We start from the raw sequence: 13018 nt of genomic DNA, 5'->3' as shown, positions 1-13018 counted from the left end.
GGTATTATAGCCAACTCACGCTGAATGTCTCCGCCTCTTTTCGCTTTCTCTCCCCGCAAGCCCCACTTTTCAGACCGTTTCCATGACAGGAAAATCCATAAACTCAGCCGCATTTTTAATGGTGAAATGAAAGCGATTACAAACTTGTGATTAACATTTTATTCACTTTCCTGAAGTGTGATGTAACGCAATTCGTTACATATTTCATTGGCTATAGTCATTTCGCAGAACATCTTTTAACCAACAATAAACACCCCTACGAGGACGCTCATATGTGGAAGCGCTTACTTCTTGTCACAGCAGTTTCAGCAGCCATGTCGTCTATGGCGATGGCCGCTCCCTTAACCGTAGGTTTTTCGCAAGTTGGCTCTGAATCCGGCTGGCGTGCGGCGGAAACCAACGTTGCGAAAAGCGAGGCCCAGAAACGCGGCATCACCCTGAAAATCGCCGATGGTCAGCAAAAGCAGGAAAACCAGATCAAAGCCGTGCGCTCGTTTATCGCCCAGGGCGTGGATGCCATCTTTATTGCACCAGTGGTGGCGACCGGCTGGGAACCGGTTCTGAAGGAAGCGAAAGACGCTGAAATTCCGGTCTTCCTGCTCGACCGTTCCATCGATGTTAAAGACAAATCTCTCTATATGACCACCGTCACCGCTAATAACGTGCTTGAAGGGCAGTTAATTGGCGACTGGCTGATTAAACAGGTCGACGGCAAGCCGTGTAACGTCGTTGAACTGCAGGGCACCGTCGGTGCGAGCGTAGCCATTGACCGTAAGAAAGGCTTTGCTGAGGCCATTGCCAAAGCGCCAAACATCAAGATTATCCGCTCCCAGTCCGGCGACTTTACCCGCAGTAAGGGTAAAGAGGTCATGGAGAGCTTTATCAAGGCTGAAAACAACGGCAAGAATATCTGCATGGTTTACGCCCACAACGATGACATGGCGATCGGGGCGATTCAGGCGATTAAAGAAGCGGGCCTGAAGCCGGGCAAAGATATCCTCACCGGCTCTATCGACGGCGTGCCGGACATCTACAAAGCGATGATCGACGGTGAAGCCAATGCCAGCGTCGAGCTGACGCCGAACATGGCGGGACCGGCATTCGACGCGCTGGAGAAATTCAAGAAAGACGGCACGATGCCTGAGAAGGTGACCGTCACCAAGTCCACGCTCTACCTGCCTGATACAGCGAAAGAAGAGTTAGAGAAGAAGAAAAATATGGGCTACTGATCCAGTGAAATTGCCGGGTGGCGCTGCGCTTACCCGGCCTACGGGAACGTGCCGGGGACATGAATATGAAAACTGAACAACACCAGGAAATCCTCCGCACAGAGGGCTTGAGTAAATTCTTCCCCGGCGTAAAGGCGCTGGATAGCGTTGATTTCAGCCTGCGGCGCGGTGAGATCATGGCGCTGCTGGGTGAGAACGGCGCGGGAAAATCGACGCTGATTAAATCGCTGACCGGCGTTTATCACGCCGATCGCGGCACCATCTGGCTGGAAGGCAACGCCATTTCGCCAAAAAATACCGCCCACGCCCAGCAGCTGGGGATCGGGACGGTTTACCAGGAAGTGAACCTGCTGCCGAATATGTCGGTGGCGGACAACCTGTTTATTGGCCGCGAGCCACGCCGCTTTGGCCTGCTGCGCCGCAAAGAGATGGAGGCGCGTGCCACGAAGCTGATGGAGTCCTACGGCTTCTCCCTCGACGTCCGCGAGCCGCTGAACCGCTTTTCCGTGGCGATGCAGCAGATCGTCGCCATCTGTCGCGCGATCGATCTCTCTGCGAAGGTGCTGATCCTCGATGAACCCACCGCCAGCCTCGATACCCAGGAAGTGGAGATGCTCTTCACCCTGATGCGCCAGCTGCGCGATCAGGGCGTGAGCCTGATCTTCGTCACGCACTTTCTCGATCAGGTGTATGAGGTGAGCGACCGCATTACGGTGCTGCGCAACGGCAGCTTTGTCGGCTGCCGCGAAACCCGCGAGCTGCCGCAGATCGAGCTGGTGAAAATGATGCTGGGCCGCGAGCTGGAAACCAACGCGCTCCAGCGTGCGGGCCGTACGCTGCTGAGCGAAAAACCGGTTGCCGCGTTCAGCGATTACGGCAAGAAAGGCGTGATATCGCCGTTTAACCTTGAGGTGCGTCCCGGCGAAATTGTCGGGCTGGCGGGCCTGCTGGGCTCGGGCCGAACCGAAACCGCCGAGGTGATCTTCGGGATCAAGCCTGCCGACAGCGGCACCGCGCTGATCAAGGGCAAACCGCAAACCCTGCGATCGCCGCATCAGGCCTCCTGTCTGGGCGTTGGCTTCTGCCCGGAAGACCGGAAAACGGACGGCATCATTGCCGCCGCCTCGGTGCGGGAAAATATCATCCTGGCCCTGCAGGCCCAGCGCGGCTGGCTGCGCCCGATCCCCCGTAAAGAGCAAAACGCCATCGCCGAGCGCTTTATCCGCCAGCTCGGCATCCGCACCCCGAGCGCGGAACAGCCGATTGAATTTCTCTCCGGCGGTAACCAGCAGAAGGTGCTGCTCTCCCGCTGGCTGCTGACCAAACCGCAGTTCCTGATCCTTGACGAGCCGACGCGCGGTATCGACGTGGGCGCGCACGCCGAAATTATCCGGCTTATCGAAACGCTCTGTGCGGACGGGCTGGCCCTGCTGGTTATCTCATCCGAGCTGGAGGAGCTGGTGGGCTATGCCGATCGCGTCATCATCATGCGCGATCGCAAACAGGTGGCAGAGATCCCGCTGGATAAACTGTCCGTTCCGGCAATCATGAATGCCATTGCGGCGTAAGGAGTGAATCGTGATGTCCCGTTCGCTTTCGCAAACCGGTGAGTCAAAGCGCCGCTTTAGCTGGCCAACCGGCACGCCGCAAATTGCAGCGCTGCTGGTGGTGCTGCTGGTAGATAGCCTTGTCGCACCGCATTTCTTCCAGATTATTGTTCAGGATGGCCGCCTGTTTGGCAGCCCGATCGATATTTTAAACCGCGCCGCGCCCGTGGCGCTGCTGGCGATTGGGATGACGCTGGTGATCGCCACCGGCGGAATAGATCTCTCCGTCGGTGCGGTGATGGCTATTGCCGGGGCCACGGCAGCCTCAATGACCGTGGCCGGTCACAGCCTGCCGGTGGTACTGCTGGCGGCCTTAGGCACCGGCGTGCTGGCCGGACTATGGAACGGCATTCTGGTGGCGGTGCTGAAAATTCAGCCCTTTGTCGCTACGCTGATCCTGATGGTGGCCGGGCGCGGGGTCGCACAGCTGATCACCTCGGGGCAGATTGTTACCTTCAACTCTCCGAGCCTGGCATGGCTTGGCAGCGGCAACCTTCTGTTCTTCCCGACGCCGGTGATTATTGCCCTGGTCACGCTTGTTGTCTTTTGGCTCTTCACCCGCAAAACGGCGCTCGGCATGTTTATTGAGGCGGTGGGGATCAACATTCGCGCCGCGCGCAACGCCGGGGTCAACACCCGCCTGATGGTGATGCTGACCTACGTGCTGAGCGGCGTCTGCGCCGCCATTGCTGGTGTCATCGTCGCCGCCGATATTCGCGGGGCCGATGCCAATAACGCCGGGCTCTGGCTGGAGCTGGATGCGATCCTCGCGGTGGTGATCGGCGGCGGGTCGCTGATGGGCGGGCGCTTTAACCTGCTGCTCTCGGTGATCGGCGCGCTGATCATTCAGGGCATGAACACCGGGATCCTGCTCTCGGGATTCCAGCCGGAACTCAACCAGGTGGTAAAGGCGGTAGTTGTACTCTGCGTGCTGATCGTCCAGTCGCCGCGCTTTGTCAGCATCATTAAGGGGATCCGTGGCCATGATAAAACGTAATTTACCGTTAATGATCACGCTGGGCGTGTTTGTGCTGGGGTATCTCTACTGCCTCACGCAGTTCCCCGGTTTTGCCTCAACGCGCGTGATCTGCAACATTCTGACGGACAACGCCTTTTTAGGCATTATCGCCGTCGGCATGACCTTTGTGATCCTCTCCGGCGGGATCGATCTCTCAGTTGGCTCGGTGATCGCGTTCACGGGGGTATTCCTCGCGAAGGCGATCGGTTTCTGGGGCATCTCGCCGCTGGTGGCGTTTCCGCTGGTGCTGGTGATGGGCTGCGCGTTTGGCGCCTTTATGGGGCTGCTGATCGACGCGCTGAAAATTCCGGCCTTTATCATCACGCTGGCCGGGATGTTTTTCCTGCGCGGCGTAAGTTATCTGGTTTCTGAGGAGTCGATTCCGATTAACCATCCGGTGTATGACACGCTCTCCAGCCTGGCGTGGAAAATTCCCGGCGGCGGGCGTTTAAGTGCGATGGGGCTGCTGATGCTGGGCGTGGTGGTGATTGGCATTTTCCTCGCCCACCGCACCCGGTTCGGCAATCAGGTATACGCCATTGGCGGCAACGCCACGTCGGCCAACCTGATGGGGATCTCAACCCGCAGCACCACCATCCGCATCTATATGCTTTCGACCGGCCTGGCAACGCTGGCGGGTATTGTCTTCTCGGTGTATACCCAGGCGGGCTATGCCCTTGCAGGCGTCGGCGTGGAACTGGATGCGATTGCCTCGGTGGTTATCGGCGGCACGCTGCTCAGCGGCGGGGTAGGGACGGTGCTGGGAACGCTGTTCGGCGTGGCGATTCAGGGGCTGATACAAACCTATATCAACTTTGACGGCACGCTCAGCTCGTGGTGGACGAAGATCGCCATTGGCATTCTGCTGTTTATTTTTATTGCCCTGCAGCGGGGGCTGACGGTGCTCTGGGAGAACCGTCAAAGCTCGCCTGTTACCCGCGTAAACACATCGGTAACAGAGCGATAACACGCTGAATTTGCTTAAAGTCTAAACATTTTCCGGTAGCGGCCGATACTCTTCTTTTATGCCCAGAAATATCTCGCTACCGGAAATAATATCATGCTTAAAACGCTATCGATTCGTACCGGCTTGCTCTCTTTACTGGCCGTTATGACCCTTCTGCTGCTGATTGTCAGCGGCATCGGCATTTATGCCCTCACACAGAGTTCTTCCTCACTGCAGCGCATTAATCACCTTCAGGGTGAGCAGATGGTGCAGCTGAACACCGGCTATACGCTGATCCTGCGCGCGCGCAATGAGGCGGGTCAGGCCGTCCGCATGATGGAAATCGGCATGCTGGACGATGCGGCCAAAGCGGTAAAAAACATCAATCAGGAAGTCGCCCTGGCCCGGAAAACGTTAAAAGGCGTGATTGACGGCGGCGTGGCTGACGAACAGGGGCAGCAGCTCCTCGACAAAGTCGCGGCCAGCCTGGCGACGTATAACCAGCAGGGGATCGGCCCGATGCTGAAAACCCTGAATGACCAGAGCGCAGACAGCTATTACGATCTGCTGGAGAACACGCTGATTCCGGTGGCGAAGCAGTTCGATAACGACATGCAGGCGTTTCAGAAATGGAGCGAAGCGCGAGGTCAGGCGGAAGTGCGTGCCGTACAGGCGAGTAAAACCCGCGTGCTGATCCTGATTATTGTCGCTGCGCTGCTGACGGCGGGCATTATCGCGCTCGCCTGGCTGGCGCTGCGCCATATGCTGCTCAAGCCGCTCTCGGCCTCCATTGCGCAGCTGGAGAACGTGGCGGCGGGCGATTTAACCCACACGCTGAATGCCCCGGCGAGCCAGGAGTTTAACCGCCTCAACGCGGCGATAGAGGAGATGCGTCAGTCGCTGATGAGCTCGGTTCTGCGGGTTCGCGATGCCAGCTCGCAAATTGATACCGGCAGCCGCGAGCTGACGGCGGGGAACCGGGATCTTGCCGAGCGCACCGAATCCACCGCCACGTCGCTGGAGCAGACCGCCGCCAGCATGGAGCAGATCACCGCCACGGTGAAGCTTAACGCCGACAACGCCGAGCAGGCGCACCAGCTGGCGAAGTCTGTTTCCGACACCGCCGATCACGGCAGCGAAATGGTCTGCTACGTGATTGAAAAAATGCGCGATATCTCCGGCAGTTCGGCGCGCATCGCCGACATCCTGAGCGTGATTGACGGTATTGCCTTCCAGACCAACATTCTGGCGCTTAACGCCTCCGTGGAAGCGGCGCGCGCGGGCGAGCAGGGGCGCGGGTTTGCCGTGGTCGCGGGTGAAGTCCGCAACCTTGCCAGCCGCAGCGCCGACGCGGCGAAAGAGATCCGCTCTCTGATCGGCGATTCGCAGGCCCACGTTAACGAGGGCAGCGAGCTGGCCCAGCAGGCGGGTGAAACGATGGATGAGATTGCCACCGAAGTGCTGCGCATGACCAAACTGATGCGCGAAATTGCCACCGCGTCTCAGGAGCAGAGCCGCGGCATCGAGCAGGTGAATATTGCGGTGAACCAGATGGATGAAACCGCGCAGCAGAATGCGGCGCTGGTGCAGCAATCCTCCGCCGCGACCCGCACCCTTGAGGAGCAGTCGCGTCAGCTGATGGAAGCCATGTCATCATTCAAAGTGACGGCTCAGACTGCGGCATAATATTTCCCAGCCCCGGTGCGTTCTGTGCCGGGGCTTTATTTCTCGCGGAATTTACCGCCTCAATATTATCGTGAATATCACCCATTAATAATTCCAGCGAGTTGGTTAACGCTAACGCTTTTTCAGTCGGCTCGAGATATAAACCTTTGCGAAAAAATAACGGCTCATCAAACAGTTGATTAAAACGCTTCAACGCCAGGCTCGCCGCAGGACGGGACATCTCCAGGCGCAAAGAGGCTTTTGCCATACTGCCGCAGCGGACGACTTCAATAAATACAGGGATAAGATTTAAATCAATGCCGGTATTAGCCCGGGAATAATTTTTCATTGCAATTCTGCTCCAGGAAATAAATGTCAAACTGTTATGGAAATAATGCAGGAGCAGGGGTGAAGATTAAAGCGTCATTTTTATAAACACTTATACGGTAAAATATATAAATGTGTTGGGGAGCCAGACTGGCTCCCCGGGAAAGATATTACGCGTCCGGGTACTCACGGATAAAACGTTCAACGTCTTCAACCATATGGTTGTTGCCAACGAAGAACGAACGACGCTGGTGAAGGCTTTCCGGCACGATGTCCAGAATACGCTGTTTACCGTCGCTCGCCTTGCCGCCCGCCTGTTCGGCCAGGAACGCCATCGGGTTGCATTCGTACAGCAGGCGCAGCTTCCCGTCCGGGTGGCTGGCGGTGCTTGGGTAGAGGTAAATACCGCCCTTCAGCAGGTTACGGTGGAAATCCGCGACCAGAGAACCAATGTAGCGGGACGTGTACGGACGCTGGGTCGCTTTATCTTCTTCCTGGCAGAATTTGATGTACTTCTTCACGCCGTTCGGGAACTTGATGTAGTTGCCTTCGTTGATGGAGTAAGTGCTGCCTTTCTCCGGGAAGCGCATACGTTCCTGACACAGGCAGAAGACGCCCAGCGACGGATCGTAGGTAAAGGCGTGAACCCCGCATCCGGTGGTGTAGACCAGCATGGTGGACGAGCCATAGACGACGTAACCGGCCGCAACCTGGTTACTGCCCGGCTGCAGGAAATCTTCTTCGGTTACCGGCGTACCAACAGGCGTGACGCGGCGGTAGATGGAGAAAATGGTACCGACAGAAACGTTAACGTCGATGTTGGAGGAGCCGTCGAGCGGATCCATCAGTACGACGTATTTCGCGTGTTCACACCCTTCGAAAACAACAATTTCATCTTCTTCTTCGGAGGCGATACCCGCAACGATGTCGCGCGCGCGCAGTGCAGCTTTCAGTTTTTCATTTGCGAACAGATCGAGTTTCTGCTGAACCTCGCCCTGAACGTTCTCGGCACCGCTGGCACCCAGGATATCGACCAGACCGGCCTTGTTGATATCACGGTGGATGATCTTAGCGCCCAGCTTTATTGCCGACAGCAAAGCAGTGAGTTCACCCGTAGCATGAGAGAACTCGTGCTGCTTTTCGACAATAAATTCACCTAACGTTTTCATAACACTTTCCCTGCATCTTTGTGAGTAGAGCGATTGTATGTTCACTAAAACGACTAAAGCCCAACAATCTTAACAAATATTCAAATACTAGCGCAGAGGTGAATCGCGCCAGCAACATACGGATTTACCTGAAATGCGTTTCACAGCCGCTAACATGTGAGTAAAATGTGCGCCACATTAAAGAAGGATAGTGACGTATGCGCATTCATATATTGGGGATTTGTGGCACTTTCATGGGCGGACTGGCAATGCTGGCGCGCTCGCTGGGCCATGAAGTGACAGGTTCGGACGCCAATGTGTATCCGCCGATGAGCACGCTTCTGGAGAAACAGGGCATCTCTTTAATTCAGGGCTACGATGCCAGCCAGCTGGATCCCGAGCCGGATCTGGTCATCATTGGCAACGCCATGACCCGCGGTAACCCGTGCGTTGAAGCGGTGCTGGAACGCAATATTCCGTTCATGTCCGGCCCGCAGTGGCTGCATGATTTCGTGCTGCGCGACCGCTGGGTGGTTGCCGTAGCCGGTACCCACGGCAAAACCACCACCGCCGGCATGGCGACCTGGATCCTTGAAGCCTGCGGCTACAAGCCGGGCTTCGTGATCGGCGGCGTGCCGGGTAACTTCGACGTCTCTGCGCGTCTCGGCGACAGCCCGTTCTTTGTGATTGAAGCGGATGAATACGACTGCGCATTCTTCGACAAGCGTTCCAAATTCGTGCACTACTGCCCGCGCACGCTGATCCTCAACAACCTTGAGTTTGACCACGCGGATATCTTTGACGACCTGAAAGCCATTCAGAAACAGTTCCACCACCTGGTGCGCATTGTTCCGGGCCAGGGCCGCATTATCCTGCCGGAGAACGACATCAACCTGAAGCAGACCATGGCGATGGGCTGCTGGAGCGAGCAGGAACTGGTGGGCGAGCAGGGCCACTGGCAGGCGAAAAAACTCAACGCGGATGCCTCCGAGTGGGAAGTACTGCTCGACGGTGAGAAAGTGGGCGAGGTGAAGTGGGGCCTGGTGGGCGAGCACAACATGCACAACGGCCTGATGGCGATCGCCGCGGCGCGCCACGTGGGCGTGCTGCCTGCGGATGCGGCCAATGCGCTGGGGACGTTTATCAACGCCCGCCGCCGCCTGGAGCTGCGCGGCGAAGCGAACGGCGTGACGGTGTATGACGATTTCGCGCACCACCCAACGGCCATTCTGGCGACGCTTGCCGCCCTGCGTGGCAAGGTTGGCGGCACCGCGCGCATTCTGGCGGTGCTGGAACCGCGCTCGAACACCATGAAAATGGGCATCTGCAAAGACGACCTCGCGCCGTCCCTGGGACGTGCCGACGAAGTCTTCCTGCTGCAGCCGCAGCATATTCCGTGGCAGGTGGCTGAAGTGGCCGACGCCTGCATTCAGCCTGCGCACTGGAGCGCGGACGTGGATGTCTTAGCGGATATGGTGGTGAAAGCCGCACAGCCTGGCGACCACATTCTGGTGATGAGCAACGGCGGGTTCGGTGGGATCCATCAGAAGCTGCTGGACGGTCTGGCGAAGAAAGCCGCGGCCGCAGAGTAAAAAAAAGCCCGGTGGCGCTAGCGCTTACCGGGCTTACATTATCTCTTCTCCCTCTTCCCTTTGGGGTGAGGGGCTTACTCTGCGTTCTCAGACAGCTCGCGCAGATACTGGAAAATCAGACGCGCGGATTTCGGCGGCTTATTCCCCTCTTTCTCTTTCTTCGCGTTGCGGATCAAAGAACGCAGCTGCTGGCGGTCGGCATCCGGCCACAGGTTCAGCACTTCCGGTACCGCATCATCACCCTGTTCAATCAGACGATCGCGGATCTGCTCCAGCTTATGGAACAGCGCAACCTGCTGGTTGTGGCGGTTTTTCAGCTTGTCCAGCGCCTGACGGATCGGATCCACGTCGCGCTGACGCAGCATTTTACCGATAAGCTGAAGCTGGCGACGACGGCCTTCTTTCTTGATTTTCTGTGCCAGTTCAATGGCATCACGCAGATCCTGGTCGAGCGGGATCTTATCCAGCGCGTTTTTACCCAGTTCTACCATTTCTGCGCCAAGCTGTTTTAACTCTTCGGCGTCACGTTTAATTTCACTTTTACTGACCCAGATGATCTCATCATCTTCGTCTTCGATGTCATCACCGGGAACGTCGTCGAGCCAGTCTTCGGGCTGCTTAGTCATGTCAGGCTCCTTAAAAAAAGAGGCTAATGTTACCAGTTAAGACGCGCACTGAAAAACGGTTCTCTGTTAGACTTCACTTAACTCTCTCTTACAGTATGGCATTTGCGATGAAAGTAACCTCACAAGTTGAAGCGCAGCGTAAGATTCTGGAAGAAGCCGTCTCCACCGCGCTGACGCTCGCTTCAGGTAAATCAGATGGCGCCGAAGTGGCGGTCAGCAAAACCACCGGCATTAGCGTGAGCACCCGCTATGGCGAAGTGGAGAATGTAGAATTTAACAGCGATGGCGCGCTTGGGATCACGGTGTATCACCAGAACCGCAAAGGCAGCGCGTCATCCACCGATCTCAGCCCGGATGCCATCGCCCGTACGGTGCAGGCGGCGCTGGATATCGCCCGTTACACCTCTCCGGATCCTTACGCAGGCGTGGCGGATAAAGATCTGCTGGCGTTTGACGCGCCGGATCTCGATCTGTTCCATCCGGCTGAAGTCACGCCGGATGAAGCGATTGAACTGGCCGCGCGCGCCGAGCAGGCGTCTTTGCAGGCTGACAAGCGCATCACGAATACCGAAGGCGGTAGTTTCAACAGCCACTACGGCATCAAAGTTTTCGGCAACAGCCACGGCATGCTGCAGGGCTACTGCTCCACCCGTCACTCGCTTTCAAGCTGCGTGATTGCCGAAGAGAACGGCGACATGGAGCGTGACTACGCCTACACCATTGGCCGCGCGCTGGGGGATTTGCAGTCTCCTGAGTGGGTGGGCAAAGAGTGTGCCGAACGCACGCTGTCTCGCCTGTCGCCGCGTAAGCTCTCCACTATGAAGGCCCCGGTCATTTTTGCCAATGAAGTGGCGACCGGTCTGTTTGGTCATCTGGTGGGCGCTATCGCGGGCGGCTCGGTGTACCGTAAATCGACCTTCCTGCTCGACTCGCTGGGCAAGCAGATCCTGCCGGAGTGGCTGACTATCGAGGAACATCCGCACCTGCTGAAAGGGCTGGCCTCCACGCCATTCGACAGCGAAGGCGTGCGCACGGAACGCCGCGATATCGTTAAAGACGGCATTCTGACCCAGTGGCTGCTGACCAACTACTCCGCGCGCAAGCTGGGGCTGAAAAGCACCGGACATGCGGGCGGGATCCACAACTGGCGCATTGCCGGTCAGGGCCTGAACTTCGAGCAGATGCTGAAAGAGATGGGCACCGGTCTGGTGGTCACCGAGCTGATGGGCCAGGGCGTAAGCGGCATCACCGGCGACTATTCTCGCGGTGCGGCAGGCTTCTGGGTCGAAAACGGCGAAATTCAGTATCCGGTGAGTGAAATTACCATCGCCGGAAACCTGAAGGACATGTGGCGCAATATCGTTACGGTCGGTAACGATATTGAAACACGTAGCAATATACAGTGTGGTTCTGTATTACTGCCGGAAATGAAAATCGCCGGCCAGTAATACCCGAAAAGCGTTTTAATAATAAAAAAGGAAGTGAGCAATGCGTAAACACCTGTTAGCGATCGTCGCGGCTTCAACGCTGGTTCTTGGCTCTTCTGCGTTTGCTGCCGATCTCGAAGACAACATGGACATCCTCAGTCAAAACCTGAAGGTAGTGCAGAAAACGGACAATGCGGCGGAAATGAAAGGCGCACTGACCAAAATGCGTGAAGCGGCGCTGGACGCGCAAAAAGCGACGCCGCCAAAGCTGGAAAGCAAAGCGGCAGACAGCGCAGAGATGAAAGACTATCGCCACGGCTTTGACGTGCTGGTCGGTCAGATCGACGGCGCGCTGAAGCTGGCTAACGAAGGCAAAGTGAAGGAAGCCCAGGCGGCGGCCGACCAGTTTGTGGCGACGCGCAACACGTATCACAAGAAATACCGTTAATTGGGTGCCTGAGCTGTACGTCCTTCCTCCGTATGCGGAGGCGCACTAAGCGCCCCCGCATCCTTGCTCCCTACTGGCCGGAGCGACAATCCATCCGCGCTGTCACTTCAAGCGAGCCGTTTCGAAAACGGATCTCGCACAGTGTTTTCCTCGTCACCAGCGTTAAGATGATTATTGTCAAAGCAACAATCATCGAAACCCGGATAATTGGGGATTGGCGTTTCATGGATGCCTCCTTGCTTTAAAGCGGGCGAGGTAGCGAACTCCACGGTCCGACGTGTCGTTTCGAGCCCCCGCCCTGATTTTCTATCAGGCGGGGCTTTCCACTTTCCGTCCCATGCCTGAGACGGTCAGTCTCAAGCACCCGCAGCCACTCTAGCGAATCCCCATAAGAAAACCTTATCCACGTCACATTTCTACGAGCCTGCTCGTAAACTTTTCCACTCCGCTTACCTGTTTAGTGCCGCTTAATAGCGTGATATTTATCACGTAAATGCGGCCGTTAATCCAGATTCACCATATTTATGTGGCACAGATCACTGCTGCGGCTCGCCTTTCCACTTCGAAGTGGAAAACAACTCGCTACAAACCCTTCACGCCCAACGTTAGTTTTATTCCAGAGCCATTAACGGGGTAAGACGAGTGATTAACGGAGCGGTAATGAACGACGTTGGGGAACAGGCGGTGCAAACAGAACAGCTCGCGAACACCATGCTGCAGCAGGTTTATGCCCTGCTGGCCCGGCACAACATCATCCCCAATGCGGTACAGGAGCAGATGCTCACCTCCCACGTTCGCGCAATGGCGCACCGGTCCGTGACCGGCGAGCCGCTGCCGGAGGTTGAAGCAGAGCTGTTCGACGAAATTTCACCAGATTCAATGCAGCTTGCCCGTGAAGTGGTGGCGCAGTTTGGCAACCTTCCTGATGAAGAAGCCTGGCTGCTCTCCGTTCACTTTGAAGTCGCGAAAGACAACCTTTAAGGAG

General features: G+C 56.8%; 13 protein-coding genes. 9 read left to right on the top strand and 4 right to left on the bottom strand.

Annotated features, from left to right (window positions below):
• Positions 1-272: 272 nt before the first annotated feature.
• The 5 genes from ytfQ (at position 273) to ACTJI7_RS15895 (ending at position 6486) form a co-directional block, all read left to right on the top strand.
• Positions 273-1229 (top strand): galactofuranose ABC transporter substrate-binding protein YtfQ, encoded by a 957-nt coding sequence (ytfQ, locus tag ACTJI7_RS15915; protein ID WP_021240696.1) that lies wholly within the window; start codon positions 273-275, stop codon positions 1227-1229.
• Between the two features lie 65 nt (positions 1230-1294).
• A complete protein-coding gene (ytfR, locus tag ACTJI7_RS15910; protein ID WP_041911465.1) occupies positions 1295-2797 on the top strand; it encodes a galactofuranose ABC transporter, ATP-binding protein YtfR in 1503 nt (500 codons plus the stop codon).
• 10 nt (positions 2798-2807) lie between these two features.
• Positions 2808-3833 (top strand): galactofuranose ABC transporter, ATP-binding protein YtfT, encoded by a 1026-nt coding sequence (gene ytfT / locus ACTJI7_RS15905; protein ID WP_162196517.1) that lies wholly within the window; start codon positions 2808-2810, stop codon positions 3831-3833.
• Positions 3820-4821: a galactofuranose ABC transporter, permease protein YjfF gene (gene yjfF, locus ACTJI7_RS15900; protein WP_021240694.1), complete on the top strand. Its 1002-nt coding sequence runs from the start codon at positions 3820-3822 to the stop codon at positions 4819-4821. Before ytfT ends, yjfF begins: the two co-directional genes overlap by 14 nt.
• A 93-nt stretch (positions 4822-4914) precedes the next feature.
• Positions 4915-6486 carry a methyl-accepting chemotaxis protein gene (locus ACTJI7_RS15895; protein WP_063154905.1) on the top strand — a complete coding sequence of 524 codons (1572 nt, stop codon included), beginning with the start codon at positions 4915-4917 and terminating at the stop codon, positions 6484-6486.
• Here the strand turns inward: ACTJI7_RS15895 and ACTJI7_RS15890 are convergent.
• Both ACTJI7_RS15890 and fbp read right to left on the bottom strand, forming a co-directional pair.
• The gene (locus tag ACTJI7_RS15890; RefSeq protein ID WP_440670701.1) at positions 6458-6814 is read right to left on the bottom strand and encodes a helix-turn-helix domain-containing protein; all 357 of its coding nucleotides are present in this window, start codon (positions 6812-6814) and stop codon (positions 6458-6460) included. The genes ACTJI7_RS15895 and ACTJI7_RS15890 overlap by 29 nt on opposite strands.
• A 148-nt stretch (positions 6815-6962) precedes the next feature.
• Entirely contained in the window at positions 6963-7961 is a 999-nt protein-coding gene (gene fbp / locus ACTJI7_RS15885; RefSeq protein WP_028015293.1) for a class 1 fructose-bisphosphatase, read from the bottom strand.
• A gap of 197 nt (positions 7962-8158) precedes the next feature.
• Between fbp and mpl the strand changes: the two genes are divergently transcribed.
• Positions 8159-9532, top strand: a complete 1374-nt coding sequence (gene mpl, locus ACTJI7_RS15880; RefSeq protein ID WP_028015294.1) for a UDP-N-acetylmuramate:L-alanyl-gamma-D-glutamyl-meso-diaminopimelate ligase — start codon at positions 8159-8161, stop codon at positions 9530-9532.
• Between the two features lie 74 nt (positions 9533-9606).
• Here mpl and yjgA read toward each other — a convergent pair whose 3' ends face one another.
• Complete coding sequence (yjgA, locus tag ACTJI7_RS15875) at positions 9607-10158, bottom strand: ribosome biogenesis factor YjgA (RefSeq protein ID WP_028015295.1); 552 nt, start codon at positions 10156-10158, stop codon at positions 9607-9609.
• A gap of 95 nt (positions 10159-10253) precedes the next feature.
• Between yjgA and pmbA the strand changes: the two genes are divergently transcribed.
• Both pmbA and cybC read left to right on the top strand, forming a co-directional pair.
• Complete coding sequence (pmbA, locus tag ACTJI7_RS15870) at positions 10254-11606, top strand: metalloprotease PmbA (RefSeq protein ID WP_032644960.1); 1353 nt, start codon at positions 10254-10256, stop codon at positions 11604-11606.
• Positions 11607-11646: 40 nt separating this feature from the next.
• Positions 11647-12033, top strand: a complete 387-nt coding sequence (cybC, locus tag ACTJI7_RS15865) for a cytochrome b562 (protein WP_028015297.1) — start codon at positions 11647-11649, stop codon at positions 12031-12033.
• A gap of 70 nt (positions 12034-12103) precedes the next feature.
• Here the strand turns inward: cybC and ACTJI7_RS15860 are convergent, their stop codons facing one another.
• Entirely contained in the window at positions 12104-12226 is a 123-nt protein-coding gene (locus ACTJI7_RS15860) for a Hok/Gef family protein (RefSeq protein ID WP_223825222.1), read from the bottom strand.
• Positions 12227-12675: 449 nt separating this feature from the next.
• On the opposite strand from ACTJI7_RS15860, the gene ACTJI7_RS15855 reads away from it, so the two are divergent.
• A complete protein-coding gene (locus tag ACTJI7_RS15855) occupies positions 12676-13014 on the top strand; it encodes a PRD domain-containing protein (RefSeq protein ID WP_026080657.1) in 339 nt (112 codons plus the stop codon).
• Positions 13015-13018: the final 4 nt, after the last annotated feature.

It is taken from the genome of Enterobacter sp. 22499 (genome assembly GCF_052044815.1).
GTDB classification, from domain to species: domain Bacteria; phylum Pseudomonadota; class Gammaproteobacteria; order Enterobacterales; family Enterobacteriaceae; genus Enterobacter; species Enterobacter bugandensis.
Note: the sequence above shows the minus strand (reverse complement) of the source record. Positions and strands in the feature narration are given on the sequence as shown.